The organism is Pseudomonas sp. DE0010, from assembly GCF_007680745.1.
Lineage (GTDB): Bacteria > Pseudomonadota > Gammaproteobacteria > Pseudomonadales > Pseudomonadaceae > Aquipseudomonas > Aquipseudomonas parafulva_B.
In genome coordinates this window covers 40,944-61,260 of record NZ_VEJQ01000026.1, presented here as the reverse complement: position 1 = coordinate 61,260, position 20,317 = coordinate 40,944, and the positions used below count along the sequence as shown (strand labels likewise).

The following is a 20,317-nucleotide window of genomic DNA, read 5'->3' as shown; positions in this document are numbered from 1 at the left end:
TTCACACGCCGGTGCTGGTGGTGGTGGCAGGCGCGGCAGCGGGGGCTGCGGGCGGCGCGACATTGGTTGCAGCGGGCGGGGTGGCCGGTGGCGTGGCATTGGGTGCAGCAGGCGGCGCGGCCGGTGGCTGGCCAGGCGCGGGCTGAGCGACCCGCTGTTGGCCTTTAGCCTGTTGCGCTGCCAGCTCGGCGATAACGCGGTCACGCTCGCCGTACAGCGAAATGGTACCGCCCGACATGACCAGAATGCGGTCCAGGCGGGTCAGGATGTTAGGGCGGTGCGAGACGATAAAGACTGTGGCACCGGTTGCCTTGAGCTTTTGCAGGGCCACGCCCAAGGCGCGCTCACCCACATCGTCGAGGTTGGAGTTTGGCTCGTCGAGCACCACCAGGCGCGGGTTGCCATAAATGGCACGGGCCAGACCAATACGCTGACGCTGACCGCCGGACAGGTTCACGCCGTCGCTGCCGATTACCGTGTCGTAGCCATCGGGCAGCATGAGGATCATCTCGTGCACGCCGGCCATCTGGGCGGCTTCCACTACCTTTTCCGGGTCGATCTTGTCGAAGCGGGCGATGTTCTCGCTGATGCTGCCTTCAAACAGCTCGATGTCTTGCGGCAGGTAGCCGACGTATGGGCCCAGGGCCTGCTTGTCCCAGCTGGCGATATCGGCGCCGTCGAGGCGGACCACGCCATGCTGAGGGGGCCAGATACCCATCAGGGCGCGCACGAGCGTGGATTTACCGGCGGCACTTGGGCCGACAATGCCGACAATGGAGCCAGCCGGGGCCACGAAGCTGATGCTGCGAATGACCGGGGCCTTCGCGCCAGGCGGGGCGACAATAAGGTTCTCGACCTGGATGTGACCTTCTGGAGCCGGAAGCGGCATGCGCTCAGGTTCGTTTTTCAGGTCGTCCATGACTTTGCCGAGGCGGTCGTATTGGACTTTGGCGGCGACGAAGCCTTTCCAGCTGCCGATCATCTGGTCGATGGGGGACAGCGCGCGGCCTAGCAGCAGGGAACCTGCCATCAAAAGGCCGGGGTTGATTTCGTGTGTAATCACTAGATAGGCACCGATCGCCAGCATGATGGATTGAGACCAAATGCGGAACGTCTTCGAAGTCGAACTGACAATACCGCCTTTGTCGCTCGCGTCAGACTGGAGCTTCATGATGTTGCGCTGCCGCTTGGCCCAACGGTTCATCAACGTTTCGAGCATACCCATTGATTCGATGACTTCAGCGTTGCGCAGAGTTTTGGTGGTTACTACATTGGAGGCCACGTTTTGCTTGTTGGCGCTGGACAGCGCTTTACCGGTCACTCGGTGATTGACTACCGCAAGAACGGTCAGCACCGCACCGCACCCTAATGTCATCCAACCGAACCATGGGTGAAAAAAGAACATCACGATGGTATAGATCGGGAACCAGGGGGCATCGAAGAAAGCAAACAGTCCAGGACCAGTTAAGAATTGCCGAAGGGACGTCAGATCGCTCAGCGACTGAGCCGTGGCATCCGATCCACCGCTAGTGAGCGCACGTTTGAAGCTCGCTCGGTACACATCACGACTAAGCATCACGTCGAGACGATTACTGATGCGGACCATTATGCGAGAGCGCACCCACTCCAGTGCCCCCATGGTTGCCACAAGCACCGTCATGATTAACGTCAGCATAAGCAGCGTCGATGAGCTGCTAGACGGTACAACGCGCCCTGACACCTGGATCATAAAGAAGGTAGGTACCAGCATCAGCGCGTTAACGAAGAAACTGAAGAAGCCGACCGAAAGGAAGCTGCTTTTGCAGGCTCTGAGGGCGGCTTGCAGATTGTTTTCGGATTGATAACTCATGGTGTCCGTACTGAAGAGTGGCGAAAGCGGCGGGCAGTGTAACACCCACCAAAGAGGGCAGCGTGTCAGATTGCTCTTTGAACCGCTTCGTTCAGCGACGAACTGCAAGAATTCATGAAAAGTTGACGCAGGATTTGAAACAGTCACTCGCCTAAGCGGTCATAGTGACCAACGGCAGCGGGCCTTAGCAGCGACGAAAAGTAGACGCCAGAAAACCAGCATAATCAAATATGCGATCGCCTAAAAATCTTAAGCCTATGATTTTCATGGAATTTTTCGAAGCTTACAAAATCCTACTCCGCTACTCAGTTATGATAGAAAACCGGTGAAAGATCGCGTTCCTCATAGCTAAGTTCCCCACACATATGAAATTTTTTTTAGATTTCTTGGTTGACATCTTTCCCCTCCAGCGGCATCTTCGCCACTCGCAAGGAGCCTTCAATGGCAGTTCAGTGTATGCACGGGTTTGAGCACGTTAGCTACCAGTGTTATTGCTTAAAAGGAGCTTAACAACGCCATGTCTATGCCTTCGCAAACCCTGGACGGCCTGAAAATCAGCTCCCGGGTCACCCTGCTCGAACCGGGCATGTATATTTTCAGGTACGCCTCCCAGCCTCCGGCAGACAAACCCGTCTGCATCGCGCTGCAACAAGCGCCGCTGGGTAAAGGCTCCATCGACTTCTTCCCCGCCGAGGGCGTCAGCAAAAACATGCTGACCAAGCTTGGCGACACTATCGTCGCCAGGGTCAAAGGCGGTATCACCACCGTCCTGATCACCGAGTACCACATGTTCGACGAAGTGATCGAGCCTGTGGATTTGCGCATCGATCGCATCGACACCTCCCCTGCCATCATGCGTACCTTCGCAGTAGTGGCGAGCACCGACCCATCGCAAGCCATCGCCGCCAGCACCAAGCCGCTGCCGATTACCCTAACCGCGCACCTGAGCCAAAGCGGTGAGGTAGTGTCTGGTGAAGGCTGGGTTGGCGAGCCGGGCGCCGATGAGTTCATCGATTCCTTCGCCATCGACTGGGCCGAGAAGCCTGTCGGCGTCGACCTTCTTTATACGTGCATGGTGGCCGGCTCCGGTCCATGCCGCAATGTCTCGACAGGCACCACAGTCGGTGCCCGTGGCCAGGGACTACCGCTGATCTGTGTTGGTTTTAGCCTGGTAGGCCCACTGCGCAAGCATTACGAATTGACTGGCCTTGTTGTTTTCAAAAATACGGAACCACAACGCCTGATCGCGAATCAGATGATGCACGGCCCCACCGGCAACGAGCCGTTGGTGGCCTTGCACCTCGCCCTAACACCCGTAACGAAGATGAACGCTGCCCGCCTTAAGTCTCCGTGGGAAAACTCTGCGTCACAGCAGAATACTATTGCAGCGGGCCAAATGGCCTGAAGTAACAGGAATACATCATGCAATACGATAGCCCTCAGTCGAGCAGCGCTCTGCAAGACACCCTGACCGCCGATAGCGCCAACCTGTCCGAATCCACCATCGCTGCCATCAACAGCCTGCTGAACCTGGACAATGTCGAAACCGTAAACATTGCTGGCATCGAAGGCGCTGCCGTTGCACTGCCAACTTCGGGCCAAGCTGACATCGTCCTCGGCGAAGTCGAAGGCGCCAAAGGTGACCAGGTTGTTGTTGACCTGGCTGCTGCCGAAGCCGCTGGCGTTAGCGCTTATGTTCTGCAAAGCGACGCCAACCTGGTTGTTGACCTGCAAGGTCAAGCCGCTCCAGCTGCTGACGTTCAACTGCTCGCAGCTGCTGTTGCACCAGCTGCTGTTGATACCTCTGGCATCGAGATGGTAGTTGCTACCGGTAACGGCAACGACGTTATCACCGTCAATGGCGACCAAAACACCCTGATCGATGCTGGTGACGGCGACGACACCATCGTCACCGGCAACGGCAACAACACCGTTATTGCTGGCAACGGCAACAACAACATCACCACCGGTTCGGGCGATGACACCATCATCCTGAGCGGCACCAACGATGTCGTCAACGCTGGCGCTGGCTTCGACGTTGTGCAGCTGAACGGCTCGCGCGATGACTACGAGCTGACCGTTGGTAACAGCTTCAATGTCAGCCTGACCGGCAACCAAACTGCCGCAATCAAAGACGCTGAGTTCCTGAAGTTCGTTGGTGAAGACGGCGAAGAGCAATCCATCGCACTGGCACACAACGAAGCAGAAGCAGCAGCCCTGCGCCTGTACCAAGGTGTTCTGGGTCGTGATGCTGACGTCGATGGCGCCAAGTTCTTCACCGCCGCCGTCAACAACGGTACTTCGCTGACCGACGTTGCCAACACCTTCCTGAACTCGAACGAGTTCGCTGGTGGCAACAACGCTGCTGACGTCAACGATCTGTACCAGGCCCTGCTGGGCCGTGGCACCGACGGTGACACTGGCGCTGAAGGCTGGACCTCGCTGCTGGCCAACGGCGGCACCCTTGCCGAAGTAGCTGCTGCAATTTCGGTTTCGGCCGAAGCTCAGGCTCTGGATGCCTCCAACGGCACCTTCGTTGAAAGCCTGTACGCCGCTGCCTTGGGCCGCAACGCCGACGAAGTTGGCCTGCAGGACTGGGTATCGCAGCTGTTCAACGGCGCCAGCCGTGCCGAAGTTGCTCAGGCAATCGTCGGTTCGACTGAAGCAGCTTCCAAAGCCAACGCCGACTTCATCGATTCGCTGTACCAGTCCTCGCTGGACCGCAGCGCCGATGACGCTGGCAAGGCCTTCTGGGCTGCTCAGATCGAAGCCGGTGCTTCGCAAGCAGACGTCGCCCTGGGCATCGTTGGTTCCAACGAAGCTGTTGCACACATCGACAACGTCGTTGTACTGCACGGCCAGGTGTAACTAGCCCTGTCGTAGCGAAACGTACACCCGGCCGCAAGGCCGGGCGTATGCCAAAGGGGGCGGCTTTCGAGTCGCCCTTCTTTTTATTTTTTGTAGCCAAGCCAAGCTTATGTCCAGACAACTCGACCATGGGCGAGAAACGCTCATGGACATCTTCCACCGCCACCGTCAGGCCAACGAGCACGACGCGGCGGCAACTGCACTCGAACGTGCGTTGCAGATTCCCGAGTACCGGGCCGAAGCACTCGTATGGAAAGGCATCGCGGCCTTGCCGCAGACCCCCAAGCTGGCTTTTTTATTTTTTGCCGAAGCCGCCAAGGCCCTGCCCGACCGGGCAGATATCCACGCCCTGGTGGGGCGTAGCCTGCTGGCGCAAGGCCAACCGTCATTGGCCACGCGCTACCTGACCAACGCCTGGAAACTTCAGCCTAATGACCTTGGCCTGCGCCTGACCCTGTGGGAGGCCCGCAGCCTTTCGGAGACACCTGCGGACTTGCGTCGGATGATTCTGGCTCACCTGCCCGATATCCATACAGGGAAAGAGCTGGCGGTTGTGCTGAAGCTGCTTGCCGCACAAAGCGATGCGCCCGCTACTGTCGGGGTTGTGCGTTATCTGCCTGATCAGAAGGAAATCCAGGGCTGGGCAGTCGATCTGCACAACCTGCAAGTGCCCGTCTCTATTCAAATTGAAGCCAATGGCGGGCGCATCAACGCGACCGCAAGCGTCAGCCATCCGCTGCTCAGCGCAGCAGGCCTGCCAGTAAGCCATGGCGGGTTACGGGTGAGTGTGCCCAACCCTACGCCTGCGGTTACACTGCAATTCACCAATGGCACCCCCCTACTCGGCAGCCCGGTTTACGCAATGCCAATCTTTGTCCCACCCGCCAGTGCGGGTGGTGGCGAAAACAACCCGGTCGATGTGCTGATCCCGGTTTATAACGGCCTCGAAGAAACACTGGAGTGCATCAACAGCGCGCTGGACGCCCGCAAATTGAACCGCACTGCGCATCGCCTGGTGGTCATCGAAGACAAGACGCCCGTCCCGGCGCTGGCCAAGGCGCTTAAAGTGCTGGCTGCCAAAGGCAAGATCACGCTGATACACAACGCAGTGAACCTTGGGTTCATCCGCACGATGAACCGCGCCATGGCCCTGAGCCCGAACAAAGACGTAGTGTGGCTAAACGCCGATACCCGCGTACACGGTGCCTGGCTGGACCGCCTGCGTGAAGTGGCCTATAGCGATGAACGCATTGCATCGGTGACGCCGTTCACCAACAACGGCGAGTTGATGAGCTTCCCACGCAGCCAGATTTGCCACGACATGCCCAGCGCCAAGGCCCAGGCCGAGCTGGATGAACTGGCCCGCCAAATCGCCAGCCCACCGGTGGAGATCGAGACGGGCTGCGGCTTTTGCCTGTATATCAAGCGGGCGGCACTCGACGAGGTGGGCTACCTCGATGAGGTGCACCTGGCCCGCGGTTATGGTGAAGAAACCGACTGGTGCCTGCGCGCCCGTAGTCACGGTTGGCGCCATATAGGCGCGCCCAACGTGTTTGTGGCGCACCAGGGGGGTATCTCGTTCGGGGCCGAGAAGGTACTGCGTGTGGCGATGAACAACGCCACACTGCGCAAACGCTACCCGGACGCATCGGCGCGCTATAAAGCCTTTTGCCTGCGTGACCCCATCAAAGCTGCACGCCAAGCCCTGCAGCAAGCTCGCCTTGAGCAATTGGCGCGTAAGCCGGCGAGTGAGCGGAACGCATGCTGGCAAACGGGTGCAGACCGCACGCTCCGCATTCACGATGGCACGATGCCAGAAGCCGACTTCAGCTTGAGTTATCACCAGAGCAGCCACAGCACCTGGGTGCTGTTGACCGCTCCATTGAGCCCTCTACCGCTGAATCTTGAATTCGAGCTGCCGAACGATTTCACCCGCTTGGTCGAGTGCCTGCGTAATCTGCCGTTGCAGGCGATCGTGTTTGAGCACTTGGCGCGTTGCCCGGTGGGCTTATGTGATCTGCCGGCAATGCTGGATATTCCATATAGCATCCAATGCCGTGATGACCGCTTACTCGATCAACAGGCCGACTACGACTGGCAACGGTTTGCCCGGGAGGCTGTAAGCGTCGTGGTCCCGTGGCCTGCGCTGAAGCCCATCTACAGCGACGCGCTGCCGGACGCCAAGCTAATGGTCGAATCAACCCCGGTTGCTAACGAGGCCCCTAGGCATGCGCCGCAGTCGCTGATGATCGGTGACAGCCTGCGCGACCAGGGAACTTCCCTTATCTGGCTGGATGCCGCTCGTCACATCAGCCAGGCCGGGCTACCCATCCGTTTGCTTGCGCACACCGATAGCCCTTGGCTGAATCAGTTACAGGCCACTGGAAGTGTCCAGCCTTTACCAGAAGTGGAAGGCTTCAGTCTGGCCGAGCGTGCTCGAGCCGCTGGCTGTGATGGTGTGCTGAGTCTAGTCAAAAAACCCGGCAGCGATTGGCTAGCGCCTCGCCTTGCAGCCCAACTGCACCTGCCCCTGTTGACACGCCCTAGCCCGCTGAGAAGCGACAAGCGGGTCACCAATTTTAATAATTTGTCTTTCACCCAGAGCCTGGCCCAATGACCGAACATGTTTTGGAACAACCGCAGCCGGAAGTGTCTGCAATTCAACCTCACTTCAGCGGGACGATAATCGGTCTTCAAGGCGATGTGCTGCACGGCTGGGCGATGGACAACACGCAGCAAGAACGTCGACCGATTGTGGAGATATTCATCGATGGCGCAAGCGTGGCGCTCGCGCGGGCTGACCAATACGAACCGAGTGCGCCAGCAGGTGACCAGTTCCACGGTTTTGCAGTACAACTCCGGCAACGTTGGCTTGATGAGGCACGGTCGATTACTGCGCAAATTGCTAACCAGCCATTCTTGTTGAATGGGCAACTATCGCTGCCTGTTACGCCTAGCGAGGACAACGCAGGTATTGCGTCTCAGGTTTGGCATAACGGAGGCCTCCGTGTGGCCGGCTGGTGTTGGGATCCTGAATCACCTAATCGCCACGTTGAAGTGACGGTTCGAGAAGGCGACCGAGTGATTTGTAAAGTCACTTGTGACGAACACAACCAAGCTTTGGTCTATCGCGGGTCGAGCGAGCACGGCTTTTCTATCGATCTGCCTTGGGAAATGGCGGATGGCAAGTTACATGTGCTAGAAATCGTAAACGATTTTGGTCAAACGCTAGCAGGTAGTCCTATCCGCCTATGCTGCCGGCCAGAGGGAATTGAAGGACTGCTTCATCAACTAAATGCGGCAGATGATAGTCCGATGCTGGCGCTGCTTAAACAAATTGCCAAGGAACAAACCTTGCGTCTGCCCAACAGCGCTAGTTGGCAGCATTACCCGCAGTGGTTCGAAGCATTTCAACGCTTGGATACCCAGCCGACCCCGGATTTTCAAGGTGCGCTGGGCCTGCTGGTATTAAGCGATGACGGGGAAGCGCTTGAACAAATCAACCTCAGCAGCTTGGGATGCTGTCGTACTGACGTTCATAAGACAGTAACAAGCACACCCGATGATCTATTACCAGCCTTGACTCAACTGCTAGAAAGCGGCTGCGATCGAGTCTTGCCGGTGACAGCAGGTGATCATTTGGCCCCAATGGCGCTGGCGCAGCTTAGCGCTCTGCTTGACGATGGCAGCGCCTGGGCATACGCGGACTGTGATCGTGATGGCCCACAAGGTGAGCGCAGCGTACCATGGCTGAAACCGGTGTGGGACATAGACCTCTTCATCGGCGCTGATATATTTTCACCCGGGGCAATATACAGCGCCAGCATCCTCAAACAAGCGGTAACGTTGCTCAACGCCGATGGAGTACAGCGCTCCATAAATTGGCACGATCTTGCAGCCGGAGTTGCACTGGCTACGGAAAATTCGAATGCGCGGGTTACCCATCTGCCCCAGGTGCTGTACCACCGTGGGTCTCACACAGCTGCTAGCCCAGAACAAGCCCAGCCATGCCCTCAGCGGTACCAAGCTCTCGTTTGGCTATGCGAACAGCTGGCGCCCGGCGCCCAGGTCAGCCAGGTGGCCCACTATCCAGCCCTTTTCAGAGCCCACTGGCCCCTACCAGCACAACTACCCCGCGTGAGCCTCATCGTGCCTACACGGGATCAATACGAGCTACTGAAGACATGCATCGAAGGTTTGCTAAATAATACGGATTATCCAAACCTCGAAATCATTGTTGTCGACAATCAGTCCACCGATCCGCAAACACTAGCCTACATCGCCGATATCAAGAGACGCGGGGTTAAAGTTATCGACCATCCGTATCCCTTCAACTACTCCACAATTAACAATCGCGCCGCAAAACTTGCTACCGGTGAACTGATTGGCTTGATAAACAATGATATCGAAATCATTGAAAGCGATTGGCTTAAGGAGATGGTTTCGCATGCTTTACGTCCTGGCATCGGGGCAGTCGGTGCCAAGCTGCTTTGGCCAAACAGGATGGTGCAGCATGGTGGGGTTGTTGTTGGTGTGAATAGCCTTGCTGCTCACACTGGTAACAACTTGAATCAATATGATGCCGGGTATTTAGGGACTAATCAGATAACGAAGCAGCAAAGTGCAGTGACCGCTGCGTGCCTTGTGATGCGAAAAACGCTATTCGACTCTGTCAAAGGTCTTGATGAACGGGCGTTCCCAGTCGCGTTTAACGACGTTGACCTGTGCTTGCGTATACAACAATTTGGCCTGCGTAATATTTGGACGGCCTTCGCTCAGTTGATTCATGCTGAATCGGCAAGTAGGGGTAAGGATGTTTCGCCGGAGAAGAGAGCGCGCGCACAACGAGAGCAGCAAAGATTCACAGAAAGGTGGGCTACCCGCTACACTGACCCGTATTACCACCCTGCTTTAAGCCTAGACTATCTGGCGGGCCCATATGGAGGTCTGTCGTTACCCCCTGCACACGAGTATAACGCACCTAGACAACCGCCAACTGACATGCGACAGACCGGAGCGTGCTCGCCTGATCTCGCTCACAAGTCGCATACTCATCAATGACCATACAGGGACACATCGACATGAAGCATTTGGATTGCACGTTACGAGACGGTGGTTACTACAATAACTGGAACTTTTCCGAAGCGGTTATAGTGCAATACATCAATGCCATGCAGGCTGCCGGTATTCAAACGATCGAATTAGGATTACGCTCACTGAAAAACAGCACGTTTAGCGGCGCTTGTGCTTATACAACAGATGCATTCTTGCGAACATTGGAGCTGCCTGCCTCCATGACTATCGGCGTCATGGTGAATGGCAGCGAGTTAGTGGGTAAACATGGCGCGCAGCAAGCGCTGGAGTTGATGTTTCCCAACCCTGCAAGCGAATCGCCAGTAGATCTAGTCCGTATAGCCTGTCATGTTCATGAATTCGCAGAAGCATTACCTGCAGCAAACTGGCTTAAGGAACAGGGCTATGAAGTTGGTTTCAACCTGATGCAAATTGCGAACTGCTCAGAGAGAGAGATCAAGGCGCTAGCCCGTGTAGCGAACGAGTATCCCTTAGACGTCCTTTATTTCGCTGATAGCATGGGCAGCATGTCGCCTGACGAAGCAGCCCACATCATCCAGTGGTTGCGCAGTGAATGGCAAGGCGCGCTAGGTATTCACACCCATGACAACCTCGGCCTCGCGCTTTCTAACACATTGCGTGCGATGGACGAAGGTGTGACTTGGGTGGACTCCACAGTGACAGGTATGGGCCGTGGCCCAGGTAACGCCCGGACCGAAGAACTTGCGATCGAAATCGCTGCTCGTACCGGCAGGGCAGCCAACCTGATCCCACTGATGACACTTCTGCGGGAGCATTTTAAACCCATGCAAGCTAAGTATGGCTGGGGTACCAATCCTTACTACTATTTAGCCGGCAAATACGGAATTCATCCTACCTATATCCAAGAAATGCTGAGTGACTCTCGCTTTGGCGAAGAGGATATCCTAGCCGTGATTGACTACCTTCGTGATGAGGGGGGTAAGAAATTCAGCGTGCACACATTAGATGCTGCTCGGCATTTCTACAGTGGTCCGCCTGTAGGTCGATGGACACCTGTAGATTTGTTTGAAGGCAAAGACGTATTACTGCTTGGTACAGGACCAGGTGTGGCTGCTCATCAGCAGGCACTGGAGCACTTCATTCGTCAAACAAATCCAATCGTCATGGCACTCAACACTCAGAGCTCTATCGCAGCAGAATTGATCGATGTGCGAGTGGCTTGTCACCCCGTCCGTCTGCTTGCAGACTGTGATGCCCATATTGGTCTACCACAACCCCTCATCACGCCATACTCCATGCTCCCGGCTAATGTCCAAAGCGCCCTAGCTAGCAAAAATGTTCTCGACTTCGGCCTTAATGTGCAGCCTGATACATTCACCTTCGAGAGTACATACTGCACCATACCGACCTCGCTAGTGGTAGCCTACGCGATGGCTGCTGCGAGCTCTGGCAAGGCTAAACGGATCCTCATGGCTGGGTTCGATGGTTATCCTGGGGAAGACCCACGGAACGCTGATACCAATAAGCTGCTGCGGCAATATCAAGATACAGCATCAAGTACTCCGCTTCTCTGCCTGACCCCTACTCGATATGATATTGACTGCCAAAGCATATATGGGCCACTTAAATGAAAATCAACAAAACTACTTGTTTCTTACCATGTCGCAAAGGCAGCGAACGAGTACCCAACAAAAACATCAAGCCGTTTGGGGGGCACCAGTTCGGATTGATTGAGATTAAGCTCAAGCAGTTACTGCAATCTGACGCTATCGATGCAATAGTACTTAGCACTAATGATGAAAGCATTCTAGAGTACGCTTCGTCGCTTCGAAACAGCAAATTGAAGCTTCATCAACGTCGAGACGACTTGTCATCAAGCCAGACCAGCACTGATCAGCTGGTTGCTCATGCTCTTGAGTTAATTGGTGATGGTAATATCTTATGGACCCATGTGACGTCGCCGTTTCTTAATGCGACGCATTACAACGAGATTGTAGAGGTTTACAACGAGAAAATGGCCGCTGGCTTTGACTCGCTGATGACTACTAACTTGATACATGGGTTTCTTTGGCAAAATGATATACCTGTGAATTATGACAGGGACGTCGAAAAATGGCCAAGAACGCAAACTCTTGCGCCAGTACATGAAGTAAATAGCGGTGTGTTCCTCGCGAGCGCAAACATTTATGACCAACTGGACGACCGGATTGGTCGCAGGCCCTATCTACATCCACTGGATAAACTAGTAAGTCACGACATTGACTGGCCGGAGGACTTCATAGTTGCGGAATGCCTGCTCGAAAAAGGCTTAGTTACGTTATGAGAAATTTTGAGGTAGATCTAACAAAGTACGCGACTTTGGTCTTCGATTGTGATGGCGTGCTATTAGACTCAAACAAAGTTAAGACACAGGCTTTCTACCAAGCCGCGCTACCTTACGGAGAAAAAGCAGCGAATGCACTCGCTGCGTATCACATAGCGAATGGTGGCGTATCCCGTTATCAAAAATTCAGTTATTTCCTTGAGCATATTGTGGCAGAGCCCCTCAAAGAATTAAAACTCGAAGACCTTCTTAGGAGCTACGCGGAGCATGTGAAAAGCGGCCTAATCAACTGTGATGTAGCGAGCGGCTTGCGGGATTTTCGAAAAAAAACTCAGGCTACTCGATGGCTGATCGTCTCGGGAGGCGATCAAGAAGAGCTGCGTGAAATTTTCTCGCTTCGACATATGCAGGATTTATTCGATGGTGGAATATTCGGAAGCCCTGACATTAAAGAGACCATTCTTAAACGCGAACTCGCAAATGGAAACCTGATCCGACCAGCTCTCTTTTTAGGCGACAGCAAATACGATTACAAAGCCGCTTCCGAAGCAGAAATTGACTTTGTTTTTATGAGTAATTGGACAGAAGTCTCAAATTGGCAGCAATGGTGCCTAGACAATAAAATTCACTCATTAGAAAAAATTTCATGCTTATGATGTTTTTGCTTGTCGAATTTAATAGAGATTAACCTGTCTAGCATAAATCCTAGCAGTGACTCCTTACGGGAGCACTGCTTTGAGTCGCACACTCAATTTATTGGTATCGGTAACGTATTTAGATATATAGGCAACCTTCATTTACAGCTACCTGGGCACGCGAAACACACAAAAAATTCGCAATAAACATTACGGACGCTATACAGCCAGTCTCGCCTAAATTTCAGGATCTCGAAAATTTCAATCCTGCTACCCCAATTTAGATATGGGATACTCTATATCCCATCAAGTAAATATTAAGTAATTTTTTATGCAGGAATGCTAAGTCGAACCTTGCCCGCTAAACAAGATTAACCTTAGCAGATAAAACTGGATCCAGCCAGACTCAATGAGTTAGTAATGCCCATAAGCAAAATGGGCATCACTATAAGCTTTTATTAGCTTTTATCGACCAGATAAAATATATTGATACCAATGATTACCTGTTAAACAGTATTGCCTTAGCATTATTAAGCCTATCTTTAAGCTCTATAAAATAACCAAGCTTTGGCGGCAGAGCCTTATCATGTCGACGTACTGCGCCAATAAAGTCTATGTAATAACCTTGCAAATCTACAGGATACTCGGCGGTACTACCTGGAGAAAATTCCACGCCAGTAAGCACTGCGTGAGCTGCGTAGGCATTTCTGCCAATTTCCACCAAAGCATTACAATCTGGATACTGACTCAATATACTTCTATTGCTCGTCGAAAAGATTTCTGTAAGACCACGCTGACATAGGATAAATGTGTTAAAGAAAACTTCAGAGGCTTTACTGAGATGCCCATCGCCATATAGGTAGAACCCGTACAACAGCATCGAAGAAGCAGTATTCCAGTAGACTATTCGTGCTCTAGCACTATCATCACGCATTTCGTAAATATCTTTAGCAATTTCAAAACCACTACTGCGGAGTTGGTAAAACTCTGCCAATGGCACAATGTTCGTACCTGATGAGATCCACCAACGTAAAGTAACCGGATCTAAAGCGTTCGCAGGCTTCTGAGCAATCAAACCTTCGCGAATGCGAACTAGCTCACGACCGACGTGTGAACGGCTCACAGGATCCTCTCCAACTCGGAAAGCCAACACTGACAATACGCCTAGGTAGAATTTGCTAGTCCGATCCATTGATAGCAAAAGCGATCGCAGATAGTGATAAAAAATAGTTTTATCGGAAATGCGAGTGCGAAAATTGAACACCATCTTATTAAGATAGTGAATATCGTGCGAACGCTCTACGTCGAATTCCAAGGGGGGTTGAACGGTTGTAACATTACCTTTAGCACATTTGACTAAAGCGCTATCTGTAACAAGCGAGAAATTATCAACCACTGGAAAAATGTGCACCCCACTAACTATTAGCGCTGGATCAACCCAAGTGCCCCCTCTATCGAAGCTAACAACTGCGCCCTCGATTGACTCAACTTTTAGTGTGACTTCATGAGCGCCATACTCGAATGTTATAGATGACATCAATTCACCTTTGTTTTCAATGCTCGACACTCTCATGCCATCAGAAAGTGTGGATGCAGGCATTTAAAATACGAGCCATAAAATTGGGCTCTATGAATCTTGGCACGCAACCTGCTCAGATGCCAGAGCCTGATAAATGACACTTAGATCTGAGGCTTGACTCGCAGAGGTTCTGCTTACAGCTGAAATAGACGGAAGCTTATGCTTGGTGACATGCTGATCGATATATTTAAGAACAGCCTGCAGCATATGCTTACTAGGCTCAATTACGTACCCATTCTCATTCTCAATGATATCCTCGCCGATACCCCCCATATTGCTGGCAACTACCCAGCATCCGCTGGCTATGGCTTCGCGCGTAACAAGACCAAAGCTTTCAGGCCACGTTGACGGAGCAAAGAGAACATCTATTTTAGTGTAGAGATCAACAATACCCGTTTGACTTACTCTACCAACGAACGTGACAGGGACCTTACCCCATAGCGAATGATGCTCATAGCCTTCTTCTTTAGAGTGATCGACAATGAGGAGCTCTATATTTTCCGGTTGAGACGCAAGGATCGCTTCCTTGAGCAAGTAATAGCCCTTGTGCTCAGACATTCCGCCGATATGCCCGCAAACTACTCGCTGTGTGAAAGAGGTATCTTTTGGCTGCCAGTTAATATCACTAGACACGCCATTGGCTACAACCTCAATTTGCCGGATACCATTATTACGGTATATTTCAGCAAAGCCGTTTGATACAGTTAATACTCTGGAAGCGCTATGTAACAAATCCTTCAAATCACGACGTCGTGCGATTGAGTCATCTAGTTTAATATTTGTCGGCATGTCGATGACCTGGTACGGATCCGGATGCCCTTCTGGATAAACCTTCGAATTATGATCAACCAAGAACTGGAAGTCCGAAATCCACCAGGCGTCATGAATAGTTACTATGTAAGGGACTTTTGAGTCTAGAGCCGCTTCAACTATTGAGGACGTCAGCCGCTGGACACAGTGGAAATGTATCAAATCAGGCTTCTCAAGCTCTAAGAATTCTTGAAATAGACGATACATGTCTGGGTCTTTAGGGTGCCAATCCATGTGCTCACGCCACAGGGTTGTCGCCCGATATACCCGGCTGCCTTCATGAGTGTAGACCGTCATTTGGTGCGGCTGCTTACACTCCACATCTGCAGTGAATACACAAATATCCAAGTTCTCGGAATAAGTTTTCCTAAATTCGGAGAAATTATCAGCTACAACTCGAGTTGCTCCGCCAATCGATTGGGGAGGGAAAAAAACATTCACTAGCGCGAGCTTTTGCTTGCGTTTGCCTTTCTCTAGATTTGACGCAATATTGTCCAGCGTCGATGCCAGCCCATCACCAAGCGAATGCAAACTATAATCTGTCGTCACTCTTTTTTGAGCAGCCATGCCCACCTGCTGCCGAAGAGCTTTGCTGTCGACCAGCTGTTTTAGCGCCGCATACCATTCTTCTGCGGTAGCAGACAAAAATCCGTCAACTCTATCTTTGATAACGTCGCGATAATTCGCGGTACTGCTTAAGACTGACGGAATAGCGAAACAAGCTGCCTCGAACCATTTCAGCTCACTTTTACACGCATTAACCTTATCATCGTGCAGCACGGCAATATTGATATCAGCCTGTTCCAGCAGTGACCAGTAGCCTTGAATACTTCCCATCGCTGGCAGCTGTGTGAACTGAGCGGCATAGTTCCTGGTGAATGTCTCTGGCAAGCGTAGGTAACCTACCACCACCAAACGCGCCTGCGGCGTTTCGCTGAGCACGCGCTCAATGGCGGGCAGTGCTAGTTCTACGAAGTCTGTGTTATGCGCTTGAGTACCACTTCCATAGAATATATCGATGGTCTTCTTGTGAGACTTATCGGTTGTCCGAATCTTATTTAGTTTGTCCAGGCCATTTCGATGCAACCAACACTTGTTTTCCCTGACCAATTTGGCCAGTTCCTCGCGCAGTGGTTCTGTGGACGCAATCCCCTGACGACAAAGTCGTGCAGCAGCGTTAAACAGCGCCATGCCGCGCGTCAGCTCACGGTGAGTTGTAAGAGAAACGTAGCCTCCGTAGCTATCTATAGACGGAGGGTATTCAGGCACGAACAAAAGATCGTCAATTTCGTACAGACTGAGTTTGCCTGTCGCGTTCACTTGGGCAATTGCCCTGATCACCTGAACTACCGCTGGCACACGATAAAAAATCACAACATCATGGAATGCGAGTGCATTTTGATTTTTTTCGAGCTCAGTCCAGCTTATCGCTGTTACTTTCTTTCCAACTGCCTCAAGCTGTTCTATTTTCTGCTCGATGCGATAGCGAACGCATTGCGCTATATGAAAATCACCAACAATCAGTACCCTGTCAGTGTTGAGAGAGTTTAACGGCGGCAGCTCCGAAAGATCATCTATAGCATTTTTTGAAAAGTCGCCGTATACCGGCAAGTAAGCGTTATAGAGCTGAACCGCGTAGGAGACAGCGGTATCAATCAAACGCTGACGATCGAGCATGTCAACTTGGGTCATTAGCCTTGCATGAATTTCACGCCATTTCTGCTCTGCAAGTCGTTCCAATTCGTCTAATTGGGGACGATGATTAGGATTCTCGGCAATTCCAGCAGACAAAACTTGTATGGCTTCATCCAGTTGGTGCAGTTTAGCCAAACAATGCGCTCGATTGAACGCTGTCCATATAGGCGGATTAGAAAGTTGTGCGGCCGCGTTGAAGTATTGTAAAGCAATACTAAAATGCCCGTCCTCCATGTAGCTATTGCCCAACCGATTGAATGCAGATGCATCTGGTGCAATACTCAACGCAGCTTCAAGCAGGATTCGTCCTTCCTGCACCTTCTGGCGTGAGAGATAATGCTCACCGAGCTTGACATAGATCGCCTGATTTTTATTAGGCGTTTCCGCTAAATCAATTGGGATCACTTCCTGCCCCAGGAAAATGTTCATAATCCGTTGAGGGTCAAGCTCGATCCCTCGTCGCGCGCTTCGCTCGACAACTGCTGAAAGGCTGAAACTGCTTGGTAGCAGCTGCGAGGGAAGTTCATGCTTCGCGGCCCATGCTTCCAGATTAGGATGACGCCCTTCTGCTCTTCCGTAGCGCTGAAAATGTAGCTCTGCTACAGCTTGATTGCTTAGGCCGCCGGCTACAAGGTCAGGATAAAAAGTCAGATAGAAATCAAGATCGACCAAAGCCGAATCAGGTTTGGCTGGCACGCTGCTTTCGTCGTCATCGTTAACCGCCTCTGCGACGAGCTCAGCGTCGCCAGCCTCATGCGAAGCGGAGGCATAACGGCCCTCTTGATAACCAAAAGCATGCCAATGGTGCTCTAGCGCTTCATCCGTCAGGGAAGATAGGTCAGCGTATCGGCGCCGATAGTAGGTAACATCCAGCAAGAAGCGTCTTGAACCAGATCTTTTGGGGGGGGCGGCGACTGGGCTACCCTCAGCGCGCGCACCTTGCTTAAGACTCATATTTGGCACGCCTTCCGTAACAGACATTTCTCACTTTCCTATAAAGAATCAGGGATGTCAGACACTAAAACGCAGTTGGATGATTTTTATCCCCTATGCGCAAAAATATTGAACTTTTTGCTTCGAAGACTCCACCCGAATCAGCATTTCAGCTTCACTGGCATAAAATTTTCGACTATCGTATCAACGGCCTTGCCCGTGAAGCAGCCAGGGTGACCTCTCTGTCTATCCAACGACCAGCTGTAATGGCCTACACCTATTACCGTGCTGCCCATAGCTTGGTAAATCACGACGCCTCCAGGATGAGCCGCATTCAGCCGATATGCTTCGTACAGGGCGCCCAATCAGACTTCTCTGGTTCCTGGTGGTTCGGCTCAATGAGCATCTCCTGACGGATGAGAGCATTAGGCACACCCAATAGTGTATTTTTCGACATCACGGTGGTCTAATCCTGAGCGCTAGCAGCTCGCCTCGCGTCGCTGAGGCGAAGTTTCTCAATGTCGTGTGTCTACGACAACACATTTTGTCCAATCAGAGCCCAATTATGATCTTTGTAACAGGTGGGGCCGGTTTCATCGGCTCAAATTTCGTTCTGCAGTGGTGCGCCCAACACGCCGAACCTGTCCTCAACCTTGATGCCCTTACCTATGCGGGCAACCTAGCGAATTTGCAATCTCTGGACGGGAATGCGCAGCATCGCTTCGTCAATGGCAACATCTGCGATGCAGCCGTGTTGGCCGAGCTGTTTGCAGAGCATCGGCCACGCGCCGTAGTTCACTTTGCGGCTGAATCTCATGTGGATCGGTCCATTACCGGCCCTGAAGCATTCGTCCAGACCAACGTGATGGGAACCTTTCGTTTACTGGAGGCGGCCAGAGCCCACTGGAATGACCTGGAGGGCGCAGAGAAAGAAGCTTTCCGCTTTCTACATGTTTCCACTGACGAGGTCTACGGCACTTTGGCGCCTGCCGACCCAGCCTTTACAGAAACCACGCCCTACGCGCCTAATAGTCCCTATTCGGCCAGTAAGGCAGCCAGTGACCACTTGGTACGCTCGTACTTCCACACTTACGGCATGCCCGTTCTCACCACCAACTGCTCCAACAATTACGGACCCTTCCATTTCCCTGAAAAGCTGATCCCTTTGATGATTGTCAACGCACTGGCTGGCAAAGCGCTGCCAGTTTACGGTGACGGTCAGCAAATCCGCGATTGGTTGTATGTTGAAGACCACTGCTCAGGCATTCGGCGCGTGCTCGAAGCTGGTGCCACGGGCGAGACATACAACATTGGCGGCTGGAACGAGAAGGCAAACATCGACATAGTGAGGACGGTTTGTGCTCTGCTCAACGAGATGGCGCCTGCAGCATCGCGCCATGTCATCAACCAGAAGACTGGCAAGCCTGTCAAGTATTATGAAGAACTAATTGCCCACGTGGCCGACCGTCCAGGTCACGACCGTCGCTACGCCATTGACGCGCGCAAGATCGAGCGTGAACTCGGCTGGAAACCTGCAGAAACGTTCGAGACCGGTATTCGCAAGACTGTCGCTTGGTACTTGGCTAACCAGGAGTGGGTCAAAGGTGTCATGGACGGCAGCTACCGCGAATGGGTTGCCGAGCAATATGGGGCGGAGAAAAGGTGAAAATCTTGCTGCTGGGTAAAAATGGACAAGTCGGCTGGGAGCTACAGCGAGCATTGGCGCCGCTTGGCGAGGTCATTGCTCTTGATCGTCACGGAGCCAATGGCTTGTGTGGCGATTTGTCCAATCTGGATGGGTTGGCCGCCACAGTCCGCCATGTCAAGCCAAATGTGATCGTCAATGCTGCTGCCTACACCGGAGTGGACAAAGCTGAGAGCGACCAAATATCGGCCGCGCTAATCAATGCCGAAGCGCCTTCCTTACTGGCGCAGGAAGCCAAAGCGGTAGGTGCTTGGCTGATTCACTACTCAACCGATTACGTATTTGACGGCAGTGGTGAGCACCGCTGGCAGGAAGCAGCCCCTACCGGTCCACTCTCGGTCTATGGCCGCACGAAGCTGGAAGGGGAGCAGGGCATACTATCTAGTGGCGCAATGGCCATCGTGCTACGGACTAGCTGGGTTTATGCTGCACGCGGTCACAACTTTGCCAAGACCATGCTGCGTTTGGCTGCAGAGCGTGACACGTTGAGCGTAGTCGCCGACCAAATTGGAGCTCCTACGGGTGCGGAACTAATCGCTGATGTCACCGCACTTATACTGCAACGAATCGCTGCTGAGCGAGACAATAGCCAGTTGCACGGGATCTATCACTTAGCTGCATCTGGCGAAACCAGTTGGTATGGGTTTGCCCAGTTTGTACTGGCGCACGCTCAACGCAGTGGCATTACGTTAAAGGTGACCGCTGATCAAATTGCTCCTATCAGCACAGCAGCTTACCCTGTACCTGCTCCACGCCCACGCAACTCCCGTCTGGCGGTGGGCAAGCTGGAAAACACGTTCAATCTCAAAATGCCGCTTTGGGAGCAAGGCGTGCAACGTATGCTGGACGAAATCCAGCAATAGGG

The 20,317-nt window shown here is 52.8% G+C and carries 12 protein-coding genes; 9 read left to right on the top strand and 3 right to left on the bottom strand.

The features are described from left to right. Nucleotide 1: 1 nt before the first annotated feature. Nucleotides 2–1,849, bottom strand: coding sequence for a type I secretion system permease/ATPase (locus FS767_RS18220; RefSeq protein ID WP_144967229.1), 1,848 nt, complete (start codon nucleotides 1,847–1,849; stop codon nucleotides 2–4). Between the two features lie 523 nt (nucleotides 1,850–2,372). Here FS767_RS18220 and FS767_RS18215 point away from each other — a divergent pair. From FS767_RS18215 to FS767_RS18185, 7 genes are all read left to right on the top strand, one after another. Then, nucleotides 2,373–3,254 (top strand): hypothetical protein, encoded by an 882-nt coding sequence (locus FS767_RS18215; RefSeq protein ID WP_144967249.1) that lies wholly within the window; start codon nucleotides 2,373–2,375, stop codon nucleotides 3,252–3,254. A gap of 17 nt (nucleotides 3,255–3,271) precedes the next feature. Beyond that, nucleotides 3,272–4,717: a DUF4214 domain-containing protein gene (locus tag FS767_RS18210; RefSeq protein WP_144967227.1), complete on the top strand. Its 1,446-nt coding sequence runs from the start codon at nucleotides 3,272–3,274 to the stop codon at nucleotides 4,715–4,717. Between the two features lie 145 nt (nucleotides 4,718–4,862). Further along, complete coding sequence (locus tag FS767_RS18205) at nucleotides 4,863–7,334, top strand: glycosyltransferase family 2 protein (RefSeq protein ID WP_144967247.1); 2,472 nt, start codon at nucleotides 4,863–4,865, stop codon at nucleotides 7,332–7,334. Beyond that, complete coding sequence (locus FS767_RS18200; RefSeq protein ID WP_144967225.1) at nucleotides 7,331–9,778, top strand: glycosyltransferase; 2,448 nt, start codon at nucleotides 7,331–7,333, stop codon at nucleotides 9,776–9,778. Before FS767_RS18205 ends, FS767_RS18200 begins: the two co-directional genes overlap by 4 nt. Nucleotides 9,779–9,798: 20 nt before the next feature. Continuing rightward, on the top strand, nucleotides 9,799–11,403 hold the full coding sequence (locus FS767_RS18195) for an aldolase catalytic domain-containing protein (RefSeq protein WP_144967223.1): 1,605 nt from the start codon (nucleotides 9,799–9,801) through the stop codon (nucleotides 11,401–11,403). After that, on the top strand, nucleotides 11,400–12,095 hold the full coding sequence (locus FS767_RS18190) for a cytidylyltransferase domain-containing protein (protein WP_144967221.1): 696 nt from the start codon (nucleotides 11,400–11,402) through the stop codon (nucleotides 12,093–12,095). Before FS767_RS18195 ends, FS767_RS18190 begins: the two co-directional genes overlap by 4 nt. Continuing rightward, nucleotides 12,092–12,751: an HAD family hydrolase gene (locus FS767_RS18185; protein WP_144967219.1), complete on the top strand. Its 660-nt coding sequence runs from the start codon at nucleotides 12,092–12,094 to the stop codon at nucleotides 12,749–12,751. Before FS767_RS18190 ends, FS767_RS18185 begins: the two co-directional genes overlap by 4 nt. A gap of 478 nt (nucleotides 12,752–13,229) precedes the next feature. Here FS767_RS18185 and FS767_RS18180 read toward each other — a convergent pair whose 3' ends face one another. Then, the gene (locus FS767_RS18180) at nucleotides 13,230–14,330 is read right to left on the bottom strand and encodes a hypothetical protein (protein ID WP_144967217.1); all 1,101 of its coding nucleotides are present in this window, start codon (nucleotides 14,328–14,330) and stop codon (nucleotides 13,230–13,232) included. Between the two features lie 27 nt (nucleotides 14,331–14,357). Then, entirely contained in the window at nucleotides 14,358–17,795 is a 3,438-nt protein-coding gene (locus FS767_RS18175) for a glycosyltransferase (RefSeq protein ID WP_144967215.1), read from the bottom strand. 517 nt (nucleotides 17,796–18,312) lie between these two features. Here FS767_RS18175 and rfbB point away from each other — a divergent pair. Next, the gene (rfbB, locus tag FS767_RS18170; RefSeq protein ID WP_144967213.1) at nucleotides 18,313–19,413 is read left to right on the top strand and encodes a dTDP-glucose 4,6-dehydratase; all 1,101 of its coding nucleotides are present in this window, start codon (nucleotides 18,313–18,315) and stop codon (nucleotides 19,411–19,413) included. After that, nucleotides 19,410–20,315 (top strand): dTDP-4-dehydrorhamnose reductase, encoded by a 906-nt coding sequence (gene rfbD, locus FS767_RS18165; RefSeq protein ID WP_144967211.1) that lies wholly within the window; start codon nucleotides 19,410–19,412, stop codon nucleotides 20,313–20,315. The genes rfbB and rfbD overlap by 4 nt, the downstream gene beginning before the upstream one ends. The last annotated feature ends 2 nt before the right edge of the window (nucleotides 20,316–20,317 follow it).